This is a genomic window from Rathayibacter sp. AY1A7 (genome assembly GCF_002930845.1).
GTDB lineage: Bacteria > Actinomycetota > Actinomycetes > Actinomycetales > Microbacteriaceae > Rathayibacter.
The window spans coordinates 66,471-84,172 of sequence record NZ_PSTL01000011.1 but is presented as its reverse complement, the minus strand read 5'-3'; the positions used below and the strand labels follow the sequence as shown (position 1 = coordinate 84,172).

Genomic DNA, 17,702 nt, shown 5'->3' with positions numbered 1-17,702 from the left:
CTCACCACGTCGTCGGGTACTCGACGGGCGGCACCGTGGACGGCTCCACCCGGTTGGTCTTGAGCACCTGGGTCATGACCTGCTGGAAGACGGGAGCCGTCGCCTGGGACGTGTTCATCTTAACCGGATCGGCGATGGTGACCGTCACGACGTACTCCGGGTCCTCCGCCGGCGCGAGCCCGGCGAGCGAGACGGTGTAGCTCTTCGAGTAGCCGCCCTTCCCGTCGGGCTGCTGCGCGGTACCGGTCTTGGTGGCGATGTTGTAGCCGTCGACATGGATGTCGTTCGCCAGCCAGCCCTCGTTGTAATGGGTCTGCAGCATGTCGACGACCTGCTTCGCGGCCGAGCTCGACACCACCGGGGTGCCCGTCGCATCGGGGACGTCCACGACGGAGCCGTCGGCCGTGGTGCAGCCGTCGATCAGCTGCGACGGGAGCCGCACTCCGCCGTTGCCGAGCGTCTGGTAGATGCTCGCGACCTGCACCGCGGTCGCCGAGACGCCCTGGCCGAACATCGTCGTGTAGTTCGTCTGGTTGTCCCAGTCCTGGTAGTCGGCGAGCAGGCCGCCCTCCTCGCCGGGGAAGCCGCTCGTGGTGGGCGTGCCGAGACCGAACTTCTGCAGGTAGTCGTAGCGGGTCTGGGCCGACAGGCGGGAGCCGAGCATCGAGATGCCGACGTTCGACGAGTCCTTGAGGATGCCGGTCAGCGTGTAGTTCGTCGGGGTGTGCGCGAAGTCGTCGCTGAACGAGGCGCCGTCCTTCTCGAAGGAGTCCGGGACGACGACCTGGGTCGTCGGGCCCGCCTGGCCCTGGTCGATCAGCATCGCGGCCGTCATCGGCTTGAAGGTCGAGCCCGGCTCGAACGGCGCGCGGAACGCGCGCGAGCTGCGGTCGGCGGAGGCGCTCGCCTCGACGTTGTTGGGGTCGACGGTCGGCGTCTCGGCCACGGCGAGCAGCTTGCCGGTCTTGACCTCCTGCACCACGACGATCCCGTAGCTGCCGCCGACCTCGGCGACGCGCTGCGAGAGGACCTGCTGGGAGTAGTACTGGAGGTCGGAGTCGATGGTGAGCTTCAGCGTCCCGCCGTCGACGGCCGGGGTCTCCGAGACGGTGCTGCCCGGGATCCGGACGTAGTCGGCGCTGCGCTCGTAGCTCTCGGACCCGTTCTGCCCCGCGAGGCAGGTGTTCTCCGCGTACTCCATGCCCTCCTGGGCCGCTCCGTCCGCCCCGACGTAGCCGACGAGGTTGCCGGCCACCGCGCCGTTGGGGTAGCTGCGTCCCTGCTGGGTCTCGAAGTAGGTCCACGGGATGTCGAGCGCGACGAGCTTCTGGTAGGCCTCGAGGTCGAGCCCCTCCGAGAGGATCAGGTAGTTGGCCTTCGCGTCCTTCGCGAGCGCGGCGTCCACCGCTCCGGTGATCTGCTCGACCGACTGCCCGGTGATCGCGCCGATCTCGGAGGCGGCCTGCTGCACGCTGACCATGACCTTCTGGTCCTCGCCCAGCTCGCGCGGGAACTCGGCCACGTTCTTCGGCGAGGTCGTCAGCCGGTAGCGCGTGGTGGTGTCCGCGAGCACCGTCCCGGAGCGGTCCACGATGGGGCCGCGCTGGCCGTAGGTGACGACGCTGTTCGACTGGTTCTGCGCGGCCGCATCGGTGAGCTCGTTCGCCCGCACGATCTGGATGTCCACCAGCTTGCCGATGAAGAGTCCGACGACGGCGACGATGATGACGAACGTGACGGCCGTGCGGCGTCTGCTCGAGCGGTGGTGTCTCACTGCGGCGGTGTCCTTCTTGCTCCGGGCGGGCGGGCCGCCGTTCGTCGGGTCCGGATGGTCGTCGTGCGCCCCGCGGGGCGGGTGCCCGCGCGGAGGCGGACCGCGACGCCGTGCGTCAGTGCGTGATGGGCGCGGGCAGCTCGCCCTGCAACGGTACGGCCGCACCGTCGACAGCCGGGGAGGACGCGCTCGCGCCGGGCTGGAGAGCCGGGACGAGGGCGTTGGGCACGAGCGGCGCGGAGGCGGTGCCCGCGACTTCGCTCGACGCGGCGGAGGAGGGGTCGCCCAGCACGGCGCCATCCGAGAGGCGGAGGTAGACCGGCGCGGTGTTGGCGACCATGCCCAGGCCCTGAGCGGCGGTGGCGAGGTTCTGCGGCGAGCTCAGCGTGTCGACGGCGTCCTGCTTCTCCGCGTTGCTGCGGGTGAGCGACTTCTGCTCGGTCTGCAGCGCCGAGATCTGGTAGGCCCCCTGCGAGAGGCCGACGCTCACCAGGAGCTGGACGACGATGATCGCGAAGAGGCCGGCGACGGCGACGATCCCGTAGACGAGCTTCGGGCGCGACTGCGCCTGACCGGCCGGGACGGCCTCGATGCGGGGGCGGGGCGCCTCCTCCTCGGGGCGTGCTCGGCGGGCGGTGTCTATGACGGCGGGGTCGATGACGGCGGTGGCGCTCATGCGGTGCTCCTGATCCTCTCGGCCGCGCGCAGACGCACGGGTGTCGCTCGGGGGTTGCGGGCCTTCTCGTCGTCGGAGGCGAGCTCGGCTCCGCGGATGACGAGTCGGAACTCGGGTCGGTGCTCCGGCAGCTCCATCGGGAGGCCGGCCGGGGCGGTGGAGGAGGACGCGGCCTGGAGCGCGCGCTTGACGATCCGGTCCTCGAGCGACTGGTACGCCTCGACGACGATCCGCCCGCCCTCGTTGATCCGGCCCAGGGCGGCGGGGATCGCCCGCTCGAGGACGGACAGCTCCTGGTTGACCTCGATCCGCAGCGCCTGGAAGACGCGCTTGGCGGGGTGGCCGTTCCGCTGGATCGCGACCGGGGTCGCCGCCTGGATGATCTCGACGAGACGGCCGGAGCGCTCCAGCGGAGCCTCGCGACGGGCCTCCACGATCTTCTTGGCGTAGCGCGCGGCGAGGCGCTCCTCGCCGTACTCGTGGAAGATGCGGCGCAGGGCGGTCTCGTCGTAGTCGGCGATGATGCTCGCCGCCGTGAGCGGGGCGGTCGAGTCCATCCGCATGTCGAGCGGCGCGTCCTTGGAGTAGGAGAACCCGCGCTCGGTCTCGTCGAGCTGGAGCGAGGAGACGCCGAGGTCGAAGAGCGCACCGTCGATCGTGTCGATGCCCAGCTCGTCGAGCACGTCGGGCAGCTCGTCGTAGACGGCGTGCACGAGGTCGATCCTGGAGGCGTGGGCGGAGAGCCGCTCCCCCGCGAGCTGCAGCGCCTCGGGGTCGCGGTCCAGGCCCACGAGGTGCAGGCCGGGGAAGCGCTCGAGCAGCGCGAGCGAGTGCCCGCCCATGCCGAGCGTCGCGTCGACGACGACCGCCCCGTCGCGCTCCAGCGCCGGAGCCAGGAGCTCGACGCAGCGCTCGAGCAGCACCGGGAGGTGCCGCTCCTCGGTCGGGCGCGGAGCGCCCTTCGGAGTGTTCTCTGCCATGGCGGTCCCGCCGTTCCCGTTCCTGTCGTCCGATCCCCATCCACCTCGCGTCCGGACACCGGGGAAGGTGCGTCCGGGCGCCGAGTGGCTGGGAGTCGCGCGACAGGACCTAGAACAGGCCGGGGATCACCTCCTCCTGGGTGTCGGAGAACACGGACTCCTGCTCCTGCAGGTAGGTCTCCCAGGCGCCCTGCGCCCAGATCTCGGCGCGGTTGCCCGCTCCGATGACGGTGAGGTCGCGGTCGAGGCCCGCGTACGCACGCAGCGGAGCCGGGAGGGTCACGCGGTTCTGCTTGTCCGGCGTCTCGGCGCTCGCGCCCGAGAGGAACACCCGGAGGAAGTCCCGCGCCTGCTTGCTGGTCACCGGCGCCTGCCGGATCTTCTCGTGCATCACCTCGAACTCGGCCTGGCTGAACACGTACAGGCACCGCTCCTGGCCGCGCGTGACGACGACTCCGGAGGAGAGCTCGTCGCGGAACTTGGCGGGGAGGATCACGCGGCCCTTCTCGTCGAGCTTGGGGGAATAGGTGCCGAGGAACACGGATTGCCCCCCACTTCTTCCGGCCAAGGATGGTGTGTCCTCCACAGTACTCCACTTCCCCCCACTCACAACCCCGGCGCGGCGCTGGGCGCGCCGGAGAGGCCCCGGTCATCCGCGTGTTTCCGAGGAATCGCGACAGTGGGGCGAAGTGGAGGGGGAAGGCCGCGGGAGGGAGGCCGCGGGCACGAAAAAAGGGCCGATCCGTGAGGATCGACCCTGTGGTGGAGCGGAGGGGGGGCTAGCCGCGCCCGTCTCCGCGGTTGTCCCATCTGTCGTTCAGTCGGTCCATGAAGCCGGACCCCTGGCGGTTGCCCGAGCGGGGCTTCGACGGACGGCCGACGTCGGGCAGGCCGGGCTCGGCGGAGCCGCCGGCGGCCGGGCGCATGGCCACGATCACGCCGCCGAGCATGAAGGCGAACCCGAGGATGCCGACGAGGGGCTGGCGCACGACCACGCCCGCGACGAGCACGGCGAGACCGAGGATGCCGAGCAGGATGCCGAGCACGAGGGCTCGGTAGTTGGTGCCGCCGCGCCCCTTGCCGACCGCCGCCACGAAATCGGCGTCGTTCTGGTAGAGGTTCCGCTCCATCTCATCGAGGAGCCGTTGCTCGTGTTCCGAAAGCGGCATCGTGACCCCTTCAGGGTGCGGCGTCGACCCTTTCGGGGATCGGCACCGGAATAGGCGGCGTCTGGGCTCGACCGGTCGGGCGGCGCTTCAGTGTAGACCGAGCCCGACGCAGGCACCAGGCACCTTCGGTGCATAGGCTGGTCGGGTGAACCACAGCTCTCGACTGGTCGATCGCGTCCAGCTCCGAATCGATGAATTCCTCACCGGGCGCACGCCAATTCTGCGCTCCATAGGAGAGGACGTCTCCGCCCTCGGCGACCTTTCGCGGGACTTTCTCAGCGGGGGCAAGCGGTTCCGCGCGCGCTTCTGCGAGGCGGGCTGGAACGCGGTGTCGAGCACCTCGAGCGAGGCCCATCCGAGCGGCTCCGATCCGATCGCGAGGGTGGGCGCCGGGCTGGAGCTGTTCCACGCCGCCGCCCTTGTCCACGACGACGTGATCGACAACTCCGACACCCGCCGCGGCGCTCCCGCGGCCCACCGGCGCTTCTCCTCCTTCCACGCCGACGGCGGCTGGACCGGCGACCGCGACGAGTTCGGCCGCTCCTCCGCGATCCTCCTCGGCGACCTCCTCCTGGTCTGGTCGGACGAGATCTTCGCCGCGGCGGAGTGGTCGCTCGGGGATCGAGTCGCAGCCGAGCGCGCGCGCGCGGAGTTCAACCTGATGCGCACCGAGGTCACGCTGGGCCAGTACCTCGACATCCTCGAGGAGAGCGCGTGGGTGCAGCACCCCGAGCACGAGCACCTGCAGCGGGCGGAGCGGGTGGTGGTCTACAAGAGCGCGAAGTACAGCATCGAGGCGCCGCTGGTGATCGGCGGCTCCCTCGCCGGCGGCGACGACGCGCAGCTGGACGCCCTGCGCCGCTTCGGGCTCCCGGTCGGGATCGCCTTCCAGCTGCGCGACGACGTCCTCGGAGTCTTCGGCGACCCGGCAGTGACGGGCAAGCCGGCCGGCGACGATCTGCGGGAGGGCAAGCGCACCGTGCTGCTCGGCCTCGCCCGCGGCGCGTGCTCGCCGGGCGAGCGGGCCGAGCTCGACGCGGTCGTGGGCCGGAGCGACGCCGACGCGGCGTCCATCGCGCGGGCGCAGGAGATCATCGCGGGCAGCGGCGCCCTCGAGCGGCTCGAGGAGCGCATCGACCAGGAGGTGGCCGTGGCGATCGCGGTCCTCCCCGACGCGCCGCTCCGCACGGAGGGCGTGGCGGAGCTGCGCGAGCTGGCCGCCCAGGTCACGGTCCGCACCTCCTAGGAGCGGACGGGCGGGATCAGGCCAGGGCCTGGGCGACCCGCCGGACCTCGGCCTTGCGGCCGGCTCGGAGGGCGACGATCGGGCTCGTGCCCAGGCTCTCCTCGACCGTCAGCATCCAGTCGACCGCCTCGTCGTCGGTGAAGCCGGAGTCGGCGAGCAGGATCGCGGTGCCGCGGATCTCGCTCATCGGCTCCCCGTCGCGGAGGAAGAGGGCGGGGACCTTCAGCACGCCGTCGCGGCGGGTGCCGAGCAGGTGGCGCTCCTCGAGGAGGCGGCGGACCCGGCCGGCGCCGAGCCCGGTCAGCTCCACGAGGTCGGGGACGGTCAGCCACTCGAGCTCGGAATCGGTCGAGGTGGCGGGGGAAGCGGACGAGTCGGTCACGCGTCAAGACTGCCACGAGCCCGGAGGGCCGCCAACTGCGGGCGTCCGGAGAAGGAGTCGGGCCCGTCCTGCGCCGCCCGGGCGTCGCTCACCGGTTCCCCCGGGGGTCTTGCCTAGACTCGTCGCGTGACCACCAGCCAGCTCGACCCTCTCCTCGGCCGTCTCGTCGACGGCCGGTACGAGGTGCGCTCGAGGATCGCCCGCGGCGGCATGGCGACGGTCTACCTCGCGCACGATCAGCGCCTCGAGCGCCGCGTGGCGATGAAGGTCATGCACGGCCACCTCTCCGACGACGCGACGTTCAAGAACCGCTTCGTCCAGGAGGCGCGCTCCGCCGCCCGTCTCGCCCACCCGAACGTGGTCAGCGTCTTCGACCAGGGCCAGGACTCGGACATGGCCTACCTGGTGATGGAGTACCTCCCCGGGATCACCCTGCGCGACCTGCTCAAGGAGCGCGGCCGGCTGACCGCCCAGCAGGTCGTCGACATCATGCACTCCGTGCTCTCGGGTCTCGCCGCCGCGCACCGCGCCGGGATCCTCCACCGCGACCTCAAGCCCGAGAACGTGCTCCTCGCCGACGACGGCCGGATCAAGATCGGCGACTTCGGCCTCGCGCGCGCCGCCTCCGCCAACACCGCCTCCGGCCAGGCCCTCCTCGGCACGATCGCCTACCTCTCCCCCGAGCTGGTCACGCGGGGCACCGCCGACACCCGCAGCGACATCTACGCCATCGGGATCATGATCTACGAGATGCTCACCGGAGAGCAGCCCTTCACGGGCGAGCAGCCGATGCAGATCGCGTACCAGCACGCGAACGACTCCGTCCCGTACCCCAGCGCGACGGTCGCCTCCGTCCCCACCTCGCTCGACGAGCTCGTCCTCTGGGCGACCGAGCGCGACCCGGACATGCGGCCCCGCGACGCCGGCGTCATGCTCGCGCAGCTGCTCGAGGCCGAGCGACTCATGGGCATCACACCGAGCGACCGCCGCGGCGACACGCAGGCGGTCACCCCGCTCCCGGCGCCCGTCGCCGATCCGGCGCCCGCGACGGCCGTCTTCGATACGGCGGAGCCCGGGCAGACCTCGGTCTTCGACCCGGCGCCGGCCCCCGGAGCGGTGCTCGTGGTCGACGAGGACGACGACACCGTCGCCCGGCTCGCGAGCAGGCGCCGCGTCCGACGGCGCCGCGGCGTCCTGCTCACGGTGGTCGTCCTCCTCCTGGCGCTCATCGGCGGCGGGACGGCCTGGTGGTTCGGCGAGGGACCCGGCGCGATCGTGTCGATCCCGGACGTCGTCAGCCAGTCGCAGCAGGACGCGACGGCCCAGCTGCAGGCGCAGGGCTTCGAGGTGCAGCCGCAGGAGACGCCCGACCTCACCGTGCCCGCGGGGACGGTGGTGAGCTCCGATCCGCCCGGCGGGCAGGGGGTGCACAAGGGCTCCGTCATCACGCTGACCGTCTCGAGCGGGCCGCGCCAGCTGCCGGTCCCGTCGCTCGCCGGCCTCTCGGAGGCCGACGCTGCCGCCGCGGTGACGGGCGGCTCCTTCACCGTCGGCGACGTCTCGAAGATCTTCGACGCCGACGTCGACGCGGGTGTGGTCGTCTCCGCCTCGCTGCCGGACGGATCGGCGCTGCCCGAGACGATGTCCGAGACCAGCACCATCGCGATGGTGGTGAGTATCGGACCGATCCCGAACGTCGTCGGCCTCTCGATCGACGACGCGACGGCGAAGGCGGAGGCGGCCGGTCTCGCGCTCGACCGCAGCGGCGAGGACTGGAGCGACACCGTGGCCGCGGGCGTCGTCCTCACGCAGGCGAACCCGGAGGCGCCCGCCGTGACCGGCGACACCGTTTCGGTCATCGTGTCGAAGGGGCCCGAGCCCGTCGCCGTGCCGAACGTCGTGGGGATGAACCGCGACGAGGCGAAGGCGGCCCTCGAGGCGGCGGACCTGTCGTGGAGCTACTCCCTGACGACGCTCGGCCCGCTGATCGACGCGGCGCCGAACGAGCTGACCAAGGTCACGAACCAGTCCAACAAGGCCGGCGATCTCGTGCAGCGCGGCACGACGATCCAGCTGTCGATCACCATCACGACCTGACGCCGCCGGTCGAGCCCTCAACGAGGACTCGACCGGCGGTCGGGGTCGGATCAGATCGCGCGGCCCCGGAGCTCCTCCGCCACGAGGAACGCGAGCTCGAGGGACTGCATGTGGTTGAGGCGCGGGTCGCAGACCGACTCGTACCGCGTGGCGAGCGTCGCCTCGTCGATGTGCTCGGAGCCGCCGAGGCACTCGGTGACGTCGTCGCCCGTGAGCTCGACGTGGATGCCGCCCGGGTGCGTCCCCGCGGCGCGGTGCGCCTCGAAGAAGCCCTTGACCTCGTCGACCACGTCGTCAAAGCGACGGGTCTTGTAGCCGGTCGGCGTCGTCAGCCCGTTGCCGTGCATCGGATCGGTCACCCACAGCGGCAGGGCGTCGCTCCGCTTGACGGCCTCGAGCAGCGGCGGGAGGGCGTCGCGGATCCTCCCGGCACCCATGCGGGTGATGAAGGTGAGGCGACCGGGCTCCCGCTCGGGGTCGAGCTTGTCGATCAGCTCGAGCATCGTCTCGGGCGTGGTCGACGGGCCGAGCTTCACGCCGATCGGGTTGCGCACCCGCGACAGGAAGTCGACGTGCGCGCCGTCGAGCTCGCGGGTGCGCTCGCCGATCCAGATGAAGTGGCTGGAGGTGTTGTACGGCGTGCCGGTCCGCGAGTCGATGCGCGTCATGGGGCGCTCGTAGTCCATCAGCAAGCCCTCGTGGCCGGTGTAGAACTCGGTGCGCTTCATGCCCTCGAAGTCGGCCCCGCACGCCACCATGAACTTGACCGCGCGGTCGATCTCGCGGGCCAGCTGCTCGTAGCGCTGGTTCTGCGGGTTCTCGGTGAAGCCCTTGTTCCAGTAGTGGACGAGGCGCAGGTCGGCGAATCCGCCCTGCGTGAAGGCGCGGATGAGGTTCAGCGTCGAGGCGGCGGTGTGGTAGCCCTGCACGATGCGGCGCGGGTCCGCGGCGCGGGACTCCGGGGTGAAGTCGTAGCCGTTGACGATGTCGCCGCGGTAGGCGGGCAGGGTCACGTCGCCGCGGGTCTCGAGATCGCTCGAGCGCGGCTTCGCGAACTGGCCGGCCATCCGGCCCATCTTGATGACGGGCATGCTCGCGCCGTAGGTCAGGACGACGGCCATCTGCAGCACGGTCTTGACGCGGTTCCGGATCTGCTCGGCGGTCGCTCCGGCGAAGGTCTCAGCGCAGTCGCCGCCCTGCAGGAGGAACGCCTCGCCGCGGGCCGCGGCTCCGAGACGCTCGCGCAGCTGGTCCACCTCGCCGGCGAACACCAGCGGAGGGAGCGCGGCCACCTCGGCGGACGCCGCTCGCACGGCCTCCGCATCGGGCCACTGCGGCTGCTGCTTGATCTCGAGCTCGCGCCAATAGTCCAGGCCGGCGACCACGGAGGGGGCGGCGAGGACGTACGGTTCGTTCGGATCGATGACCACGAGGGTGTTCCCGGTTCTGACGGGCGCCAGCGGCGCGCGGAGGGCCGCCGTCCGGACGGACGGCAGCGGTTGACGAGCTTATCGCCTGGCAGGGCGCTCGGCCGGGAGGGGGCCCCGGCATCGAGCGGGCGCTCAGCGGGTGAGGGCCGCGCGCTTCTCCTTGACCGAGGTCGCGTAGACGTCGAGGTACTCCTGGCCGCTCAGGGCGAGGAGCTCGTACATGATCTCGTCGGTGATCGAGCGGAGGATGAACCGGTCGCCCTCCATGCCCTCGAAGCGGCTGAAGTCGAGCGGCTCCCCGAAGACGATGCCGATGCGGCCCAGGTTCGGCAGGCGCTTGCCGATGGGCATGATGCGCGCGGTGTCGATCATGGCGACCGGGATGACGGGCACGCGGGCCTCGAGGACCATGCGCGCGACACCGGTGCGGCCGCGGTACATGCGGCCGTCGGGGCTGCGCGTGCCCTCGGGATAGATGCCCAGGGCGTGGCCGCCCGCGAGGACGCGGAGGCCCGTGTTGAGCGAGGCCTCCGACGCCTTGCCACCGGAGCGGTCGATGGGCAGCATCCCCGTGGCGGTGAAGAACGTCCGCGTCGCCCAGCCCTTGAGGCCCTTGCCGGTGAAGTAGTCGCTCTTGGCGAGGAAGACCATGTTCCGCTCGATCACCAGCGGGAGGATCACGGAGTCGATGAAGGAGAGGTGGTTGCTCGCGAGGATCACGCCGCCGTTCTGCGGCACCTTGTCGGCGCCGACCACCCACGGCCGGAAGATCGTCTTCAGGAGCGGGCCCGCGACGATGTGCTTCATGAACCAGTAGAACATCGGGCTCCTCGGCGGTGCGGCGGATCGGGTGCGGCGGGTGCCGCTAGAGGGAGCTCGCGTGCAGGCGCGCCAGGTCGGCGGCCCCCACGACTCCGGCGTCGTTGACGAGCTCCGCGATGCGGAACTCGGGCTCGGGGTGGTAGCCCCGGGCGGGGAGGTTGTCGAGGTAGGCCTGGCGGATGGGGTCCAGCAGGAGGTCGCCCGCCTGCGCCACTCCGCCGCCGATGACGAACATCTGCGGGTCGAGGACGGCGCTCAGGCTGGCCGCCGCCTCGCCCAGCCAGTGGCCGAGCTGGCGCAGCGCCGCGAGGGCGCCGAGGTCTCCGGCGGTGATCAGCTCGGAGATGAGGTGGCCGTTCAGCTCGCCGCCGTTGCGGGCGCGGGCGTCGGCGATGCCCTGGCCGATCCCGCCCGCGTCGGCCAGCTCGCCGGCGAAGCGCTGGAGCGCGCGGCCCGAGCCGTACTGCTCGATGCAGCCGCGGGCGCCGCAGCCGCAGGGCAGGCCTCCGGGGACGACGCGCATGTGCCCGATCTCGGCCGCGGCGCCGAAGCCGCCGCGCAGGAGCCGGTCGTTGATGACGATCGCGCCACCCACTCCGGTGCCGATGGTGAGCATCAGCATGTCGCTGACGAGGCGGCCCGAGCCGTAGCGGAACTCGGCCCAGCCGGCGGCGTTCGCATCGTTCTCGATGATGATCGGCAGGTCGATGCGGGCCGAGAGCTTCTCGCGGAAGGGCTCGTTGCGCCAGTTGATGTTCGGGGCGTAGTAGACGATCGACTGCGAGGCGTCGATGAAGCCGGCGGCGGCGACTCCGACCGCGGAGACGTCTCCCGGGAGCAGGCCGGAGCGCAGATGCTCGACCATCTCGACCACGACGTCGACGATCAGCTCGGGGTGCCCGGCGGGCGTGGGCCGACGGTCCTCGCGGAGGATCCCCCCGAACTCGTCGACCAGGGCTCCGGCGATCTTCGTGCCGCCGATGTCGATCCCGATCGCGTGCACGCGAACCGCCTTCCCGTCGCCACCGGCGCGGCAGCGTCGGCGGGCCGCCCTGAGCGGCGGCCAGGACGAGTGTAGTGACCGCGAGCGCTCCGATGCGGCTCAGCGGCGAGACCCGGCGACGCGTGTCGGCCCTCCTCGCGGAGCCACCGCTGGATCGTTACCCTGAACGGATCCACAGCTTGCGCCGCGCCGGTAGGGTGGAGACGACGTTCATTCAGGTACCGAAGGAGTTGCCGTGGACCAGTTCGATTCCCCCCTGGTGGTTCCGGCCGATCCCCAGGCCAACACGACCGCCCTCCTGCTGGACCGCGTCCGCGAGACGCCCGATCGCCCGCTCTTCGCGCTGCCCGACGGCGACGGATGGCGCGATGTGACGGCGCAGGAGTTCCTCGACCAGGTCACGGCCCTCGCGAAGGGCTTCGTCGCCGCCGGCCTCGAGCCGGGCGAGAAGGTCGGGCTGATCTGCAAGACGCGCTACGAGTGGACGCTGATCGACTTCGCCGTCTGGTTCGCCGGCGGGATCCTCGTCCCGGTGTACGAGACCTCCTCCCCCGCGCAGGTGCAGTGGAACCTCGCCGACTCCGGCGCGCACGCCGTGATCGTCGAGACCCCCGAGCACTTCGCCCGCTTCGACGAGATCCGCGCCGACCTTCCCGAGGTCCGACTCGCCTGGCAGATCGGGCTGGGCGATCTGGACAAGCTCGTCGCGCGCGGCGTCGACGTGCCGGACGCCGAGATCGAGCGCCGCCGCTCGATGGCGACCGGCACCGACATCGCGACGATCATCTACACCTCCGGCTCCACCGGCCGCCCCAAGGGCTGCATCATCCGGCACTCGAACTTCGTCGAGCTCAGCCGCAACTCGGCGGTCGCCCTGACGGAGCTGATCCACCAGCCCGGCGCGTCGACGCTGCTGTTCATCACCACCGCGCACGTGTTCGCCCGCTTCATCGCGATCCTCTGCGTGCACGGCGGGGTGAAGGTGGGGCACCAGGCCGACACCAGGCAGCTGCTCCCCTCGCTCGCGTCCTTCAAGCCGACGTTCCTCCTGGCCGTGCCGCGCGTGTTCGAGAAGGTCTACAACTCCGCCGAGCAGAAGGCCGAAGCCGGGGGGAAGGGGAAGATCTTCCGCCGCGCGGCCGACGTCGCCGTCGCCCACTCGATGGCGCTCGAGGCGGGCTCGGTGCCGCTCGCTCTGAAGCTGCAGTTCCTCCTCTTCGACCGGCTCGTCTACTCGAAGCTGCGCACCGCCATGGGCGGGAACGTCCGCTTCGCCGTGTCCGGCTCGGCGCCGCTGGGAGACCGGCTCGGGCACTTCTTCCACAGCCTCGGCATCAAGATCCTCGAGGGCTACGGCCTCACGGAGACGACGGCGCCCGCCACGGTCAACCGCACCGAGCGTTTCAAGATCGGCTCGGTGGGTCCGGCGATGCCCGGCGTCTCGATCCGGATCGCGGGCGACGGCGAGATCCAGGTGCGCGGCATCGACGTCTTCGGCGGCTACTGGAACAACGAGGCGGCGACGGCCGAGTCGTTCGACGGCGAGTGGTTCCGCACGGGCGACCTCGGAACTCTGGACGAGGACGGGTACCTGCGCGTCACCGGGCGGAAGAAGGAGATCATCGTCACCGCCGGCGGCAAGAACGTCGCTCCGGCGGCGCTGGAGGATCCGATCCGCGCGAACCCGCTGGTCGGCCAGGTCGTCGTCGTCGGCGATCAGCGCCCGTTCATCGCTGCTCTGGTCACGCTCGACTCCGAGATGCTGCCGACGTGGCTCGCGAACAACGGGCAGGACAAGGGCCTCTCACTCGAGGACGCGGCCGTGAACCCGGTCGTTCTGGCCGAGGTGCAGCGGGCCGTCGACGCGGCGAACGAGCGCGTGTCCCGCGCCGAGTCGATCCGGAAGTTCGTGATCCTCCCGACCGAGTTCACGGAGGCGAGCGGTCACCTGACTCCGAAGATGAGCATCAAGCGCAACGTCATCCTCGCCGACTTCGCCGACACCATCGCCGCCGTCTACTCCGCCGCCCCCGCCACCGAGGGCATCTCCCTCCGCTGACCCCGCGCTCTCCCCGCGTCACCAGCAGGCCGTCCCGATCGCAGCCGCCTCCGGGACAGCGCGCCCAGCTCTATCCCGTCGGCAGAACGCCCGACGCTCTCCTCGACGCGCCCCTGTCGCGGTGCCGACCGCGCCGGGCCGGGCAGGGACCAGATCCCCTCAACACAGCCGTATCCGGGAAAGCGCGTCCCAGCGCTTTCCCGTCGGCGGAACGCACGACGCTCCACAGAACGCGCCCACCTCGAAAAGCCGACCGCGCCGAGCCGGGCAAGGACCGGCTCCCCTCAACACAGCCGTATCCGGTGAAGCGCGTGCCAGCGCTTCACCGTCGGCGGAACGCACGACGCTCCATGGAACGCGCCCACCTCGAGCGGCCGACTGCGTGGAGCCGGGCAAGGACCGGCTCCCCACCAACACAGCCGTATCCGGGAAAGCGCGTCCCAGCGCTTTCCCGTCGGCGGAACGCACGACGCTCCATGGAACGCGCCCACCTCGACAAGCCGACCGCGCCGGGCCGGGCAGGGACCGGCTCGGAATCCAACTCAGAACCAGTCGGATTCCCGGACGGCCTTCATGGCGGCGCGGCGGTCGTCCTGGGAGAGGCGGTCGAGGTAGAGGCGTCCGTCGAGGTGGTCGCATTCGTGCTGGAGGGCCTGGGCCATGAGGCCGTCGCCTTCGAGGACGATCTCGTTGCCGTCGAGGTCGGTGCCGCGGACCTTCGCGTGCGGGTAGCGGATCGCGGGATACCAGAGGTTCGGGACGGAGAGGCAGCCCTCGTCGACCGGTTGCGGGTCTCCGCTGAGCTCGATGATCTCGGGGTTGAGGATGTACCCGATGACGCCGTCGACGTTGTAGCTGAAGGCGCGGAGGTTGACGCCGATCTGGGGGGCTGCGACGCCGGCGCGTCCGGGCGGTCGGACGCTGTCGACGAGGTCCTCGACGAGGCCGCGGACGCCGGCGTCGACCGTCTCGATGGTCGTGGACGGGGTCTTCAGCACCGGGTCCCCGAAGATGCGGATCTGGCGTTCGGTCATGTGGTGCGCTCCCTCAGGGCCTCCTCCGCGCTCAGGAGGGCGTTCTCGACGACTTCGCTCGCTGCGGGGTGCGGCCAGTACTGGCTGCGGGCGAGTCCGCGGATGCCGGTGCCGGCGCTGGCGGCCTGGACGAGCGGCTGAATGAGAATACTGGCCTGCGGCCCGATGATGTGCGCGCCGAGGAGGGCGCCGTCGATGCCGACGACCAGGAGGCAGGCGCTGGAGTCGTCCTCGAGCGCCCAGCCGAAGGCGGTGGAGCCGTACTCCTGGGTGACGGTGACGACGTCCAGGCCCTGGTCCCGCGCTTCGGCCGCGGTCAGCCCGAAGTGGGCGATCTGCGGGTGGGCGAAGATCGCGCCGGGCACCGGCGAGAGGGTGTTGGAGAGCAGCTCGCCCGGGTGCAGGAGGTTGTGCGCCACGAGGCGCGCCTCGTGGTTGGCGACGTGCTTGAGCTGCCAGCGCGACGACACGTCGCCGAGGGCGAAGAGGCCGGGCACGGGGCGTCCGCCGGAGAGGACGCGCTGCTCGGGGTCGACGCTGATCCGGCCGTCCTCGTGCAGATCGATCCCGACGGAGGCGGCGGCGACCGTGTCGCTGTTGGGGTCGCGGCCGAGCGCGACGAGCAGCAGGTCGGTCTCGACCGTCGTGCCGTCGCTGAGGGCGACGCGGAGCCCGTCAGGGCGGGCGTCGACGCTCTCGGCGCTCACTCCGGTGAGCACCGTGTACCGCTCGGCGGCGATCCCGGTGAACCGGCGCGAGACGTCCTCGTCGAGGGCGCGGAGGAGGCGGTCGCCGCGGACGGCGACGGTCACGGCCGTGCCGAAGGAGGAGAAGACGTGGGCGAACTCGACGGCCACGGCGCCGCCGCCGAGGATCAGCATCCGCTCGGGGAGCTCGTCGAGCCGCATGACCGAGGACGAGTCCTGGATGCGGGGGTCCGGCTCGTACGCGGCGAGGAGCGGCCTGGGCCGCGAGCCAGCGGCCACGACCACCTGCGGAGCACTGATGCGGGCACCGCTGGCGCTGACGAGGACGTGCGGGCGGTCGCCGTCTCCGAGCGACTCGAAGCCGAAGCTCTCGCGGAGGACGGTCACGTTCGGGGAGCGCTGATCGCGGTACTCGAAACCGCCCTCGCTGATCGCGTCGATCCGGCCGAACACACGGTCGCGCACCTCGGCCCACTCGGGGCGGCGGAGGCGGGAGTGGACGCCGATCGGGCCGCCCTGGTCGACGTCGGAGACCACGTCGGCGACGTGGACGAACATCTTGGTCGGGATGCAGCCGGCGTTGAGGCAGGTGCCGCCGAACCACTCCCCGTCGTCGAGGATCGCGACCCGCAGGCCGTCGAACTCCGGACCGACGACCGAGTTGCCGGAGCCGGCCCCGACGACGATCAGGTCGAAGGCGTCGGTGGACGCGTCGGGCCCGTCGGTGCGGTCCTGGTGCGCGGCGGACGCTGCCCCGGAGCCCCGGGGCTCAGACACGTCGGACCGGCATGCCCTCGACCACGAGCGCGGCGAGCAGGCGTGCGGCGTCCTTCGTGCCCTCGCGCAGCTGCTCCCACTTCACCACGGAGCCGGCGGCGAGCACCGGGTCGTAGGGGATGCGGACGATGTCGCGGACGCGGGAGCGGAAGTGCGACTCGATCTCCTCCAGCTTCACCAGGCTCGTGCCCTGCGTCGCCGTGTTGAGCGCGACGACCGCGTTGCGCACCAGGGCGCCGTAGCCGTTCGCGTCCAGCCAGGTGAGGGTCTCGGAGGCCAGGCGGGCCTCGTCGACGCTGCCGCCCGAGACGATCACCACTGTGTCGGCGCGCTGCAGCGTGGGCCGCATCACCGAGTGCACGATGCCCGTGCCGCAGTCGGTGAGCATGATCGAGTAGAAGCGCTCGACCAGATCGGCGACCACGTTGTAGTCGTCCTCGTCGAAGGCCTCGGAGAGCTGCGGGTCGGTGTCGGAGGCGAGGACGTCGAGGCGGGTCTCGTCGCGGGAGACCATCGTCGAGAACTCGGTGAATCCGGTCACGCCGGCCGCGCGGTTCACGACATCGCGGACGGTCGCCCGCGTCTGCTTGGGGACGCGCTCGGCCAGGGTGCCGCGGTCGGGGTTCGCGTCGACCGCGATGATGCGGTCCTCGCGCGCGTCGGCGAGGGCCATGCCCAGGAGCGTCGTGACCGTGGTCTTGCCGACGCCGCCCTTGCGGGTCATGACCGGGACGAAGCGGGTGCCGCCCTCGAACTGCCGACCGATCCGCTCGTCCATCGCCTTCCACGCCTTCACCTTCGCGGAGTCGCCGAGGTTGACCGTGTGGAAGGTCAGGCCGTAGAGGAAGCGGTGCCAGCCGCCCGTGGGAGCGGGACGGGTCTTGCGGTTGACCTCCAGGAGCCTGTCCGGGGTGAGCATCGACGCCGACTCGGGGACGGCGGCGCTCGGCGCGGACGGGGCGGGAGCGGCGCTCGAGGACTCGGCGCGGAGGCGGTCGCGGCGCGTGGGGACGGCGGCGGGCTCCCCCGCGGACTCGGACGCCGCGGGCTTCTCGGCGGACTCCGCTCGGGCGGGGATCCCCGCCGAGACCGGTCCGTTCGCGCCGGACGGGTGAGCGGGAGCCGGTGAGGGGGTCGGAGCAGGACTCGGCTCCGGGGGCACGAGAGCGTGCGAGCGCGAGGGCGGCAGGCCGAGGCGGCCGACGTCGATCGCGTCCTCGTCCTCGACCGGAGCGGGGGCGGTGGAGCGGCGCCGCGGGCCGGGCGGGGTGATCCGCACGCCGTCGGGCAAGAGGGTCGGAGCGGTGTCGCTCGCTCGCGGGGAGTACTGACCCGATTCCCGAGCCGCGTCCATGGCGGTCCGCGGCGTGGGACCGGTGCCGGTGTCGGGCTGTTCGTCGTTGCGCTCATCCATGCGAACGAGCCTCCTTCCGCTCAGGACGAGTGTACCGGCGGGCCCGGATCGCGCCGGGCGGCTTGGTCGGAGCGCGCTCCGACTGCTAGTGCGGCCGCTTCCGGAGGCGGCGCGGACGGCGCGTGCAGCGAA

General features: G+C 71.5%; 15 protein-coding genes. 3 read left to right on the top strand and 12 right to left on the bottom strand.

The window, feature by feature from the left end:
- Position 1 precedes the first annotated feature (1 nt).
- From C5B95_RS10410 to C5B95_RS10395, 5 genes are all read right to left on the bottom strand, one after another.
- A complete protein-coding gene (locus tag C5B95_RS10410) occupies positions 2–1,774 on the bottom strand; it encodes a penicillin-binding protein 2 (RefSeq protein WP_258059941.1) in 1,773 nt (590 codons plus the stop codon).
- Positions 1,775–1,889: 115 nt separating this feature from the next.
- Positions 1,890–2,450, bottom strand: coding sequence for a hypothetical protein (locus C5B95_RS17910; RefSeq protein ID WP_104222588.1), 561 nt, complete (start codon positions 2,448–2,450; stop codon positions 1,890–1,892).
- Positions 2,447–3,430: a 16S rRNA (cytosine(1402)-N(4))-methyltransferase RsmH gene (rsmH, locus tag C5B95_RS10405; protein ID WP_104247146.1), complete on the bottom strand. Its 984-nt coding sequence runs from the start codon at positions 3,428–3,430 to the stop codon at positions 2,447–2,449. The genes C5B95_RS17910 and rsmH overlap by 4 nt, the downstream gene beginning before the upstream one ends.
- Before the next feature lie 109 nt (positions 3,431–3,539).
- Positions 3,540–3,971 (bottom strand): division/cell wall cluster transcriptional repressor MraZ, encoded by a 432-nt coding sequence (gene mraZ, locus C5B95_RS10400; RefSeq protein WP_104222586.1) that lies wholly within the window; start codon positions 3,969–3,971, stop codon positions 3,540–3,542.
- 238 nt (positions 3,972–4,209) lie between these two features.
- The gene (locus tag C5B95_RS10395; RefSeq protein WP_104222585.1) at positions 4,210–4,599 is read right to left on the bottom strand and encodes a DUF3040 domain-containing protein; all 390 of its coding nucleotides are present in this window, start codon (positions 4,597–4,599) and stop codon (positions 4,210–4,212) included.
- A gap of 145 nt (positions 4,600–4,744) precedes the next feature.
- Here C5B95_RS10395 and C5B95_RS10390 point away from each other — a divergent pair, with 145 nt between their 5' ends.
- Positions 4,745–5,845 carry a polyprenyl synthetase family protein gene (locus C5B95_RS10390; RefSeq protein WP_104349100.1) on the top strand — a complete coding sequence of 367 codons (1,101 nt, stop codon included), beginning with the start codon at positions 4,745–4,747 and terminating at the stop codon, positions 5,843–5,845.
- Positions 5,846–5,861: 16 nt separating this feature from the next.
- On the opposite strand, the gene C5B95_RS10385 is transcribed toward C5B95_RS10390, so the two are convergent.
- Entirely contained in the window at positions 5,862–6,227 is a 366-nt protein-coding gene (locus tag C5B95_RS10385; RefSeq protein ID WP_104222583.1) for an Rv2175c family DNA-binding protein, read from the bottom strand.
- A 126-nt stretch (positions 6,228–6,353) separates the two neighbouring features.
- On the opposite strand from C5B95_RS10385, the gene pknB reads away from it, so the two are divergent.
- Complete coding sequence (pknB, locus tag C5B95_RS10380) at positions 6,354–8,324, top strand: Stk1 family PASTA domain-containing Ser/Thr kinase (protein WP_104349099.1); 1,971 nt, start codon at positions 6,354–6,356, stop codon at positions 8,322–8,324.
- Between the two features lie 50 nt (positions 8,325–8,374).
- Here the strand turns inward: pknB and C5B95_RS10375 are convergent, their stop codons facing one another.
- The 3 genes from C5B95_RS10375 to C5B95_RS10365 form a co-directional block, all read right to left on the bottom strand.
- Complete coding sequence (locus C5B95_RS10375) at positions 8,375–9,709, bottom strand: class II 3-deoxy-7-phosphoheptulonate synthase (RefSeq protein WP_104222617.1); 1,335 nt, start codon at positions 9,707–9,709, stop codon at positions 8,375–8,377.
- A 177-nt stretch (positions 9,710–9,886) separates the two neighbouring features.
- Complete coding sequence (locus tag C5B95_RS10370; protein ID WP_104349098.1) at positions 9,887–10,576, bottom strand: 1-acyl-sn-glycerol-3-phosphate acyltransferase; 690 nt, start codon at positions 10,574–10,576, stop codon at positions 9,887–9,889.
- Between the two features lie 43 nt (positions 10,577–10,619).
- Positions 10,620–11,579, bottom strand: a complete 960-nt coding sequence (locus C5B95_RS10365) for an ROK family glucokinase (RefSeq protein WP_104222580.1) — start codon at positions 11,577–11,579, stop codon at positions 10,620–10,622.
- 235 nt (positions 11,580–11,814) lie between these two features.
- Here C5B95_RS10365 and C5B95_RS10360 point away from each other — a divergent pair, with 235 nt between their 5' ends.
- Positions 11,815–13,638: a long-chain fatty acid--CoA ligase gene (locus C5B95_RS10360; protein WP_104349097.1), complete on the top strand. Its 1,824-nt coding sequence runs from the start codon at positions 11,815–11,817 to the stop codon at positions 13,636–13,638.
- A 542-nt stretch (positions 13,639–14,180) separates the two neighbouring features.
- Here C5B95_RS10360 and def read toward each other — a convergent pair.
- From def to C5B95_RS10345, 3 genes are read right to left on the bottom strand one after another with little or no spacing between them, the layout of a single operon-like run.
- Positions 14,181–14,672 (bottom strand): peptide deformylase, encoded by a 492-nt coding sequence (def, locus tag C5B95_RS10355; RefSeq protein ID WP_104222578.1) that lies wholly within the window; start codon positions 14,670–14,672, stop codon positions 14,181–14,183.
- Complete coding sequence (locus tag C5B95_RS10350) at positions 14,669–16,156, bottom strand: mycothione reductase (protein WP_104349096.1); 1,488 nt, start codon at positions 16,154–16,156, stop codon at positions 14,669–14,671. The genes def and C5B95_RS10350 overlap by 4 nt, the downstream gene beginning before the upstream one ends.
- Positions 16,149–17,570 carry a MinD/ParA family protein gene (locus tag C5B95_RS10345; RefSeq protein ID WP_258059940.1) on the bottom strand — a complete coding sequence of 474 codons (1,422 nt, stop codon included), beginning with the start codon at positions 17,568–17,570 and terminating at the stop codon, positions 16,149–16,151. The genes C5B95_RS10350 and C5B95_RS10345 overlap by 8 nt, the downstream gene beginning before the upstream one ends.
- Between the last annotated feature and the right edge of the window lie 132 nt (positions 17,571–17,702).

What these genes read in the sequence shown, in the direction of transcription:
- rsmH (WP_104247146.1), bottom strand. Translation starts at nt 3,430, where the DNA reads ATGGCAGAGAACACTCCGAAGGGCGCTCCGCGCCCGACCGAGGAGCGG.
- C5B95_RS17910 (WP_104222588.1), bottom strand. Translation starts at nt 2,450, where the DNA reads ATGAGCGCCACCGCCGTCATCGACCCCGCCGTCATAGACACCGCCCGC.
- def (WP_104222578.1), bottom strand. Translation starts at nt 14,672, where the DNA reads ATGACCGAACGCCAGATCCGCATCTTCGGGGACCCGGTGCTGAAGACC.
- C5B95_RS10370 (WP_104349098.1), bottom strand. Translation starts at nt 10,576, where the DNA reads ATGTTCTACTGGTTCATGAAGCACATCGTCGCGGGCCCGCTCCTGAAG.
- C5B95_RS10345 (WP_258059940.1), bottom strand. Translation starts at nt 17,570, where the DNA reads ATGGATGAGCGCAACGACGAACAGCCCGACACCGGCACCGGTCCCACG.
- C5B95_RS10395 (WP_104222585.1), bottom strand. Translation starts at nt 4,599, where the DNA reads ATGCCGCTTTCGGAACACGAGCAACGGCTCCTCGATGAGATGGAGCGG.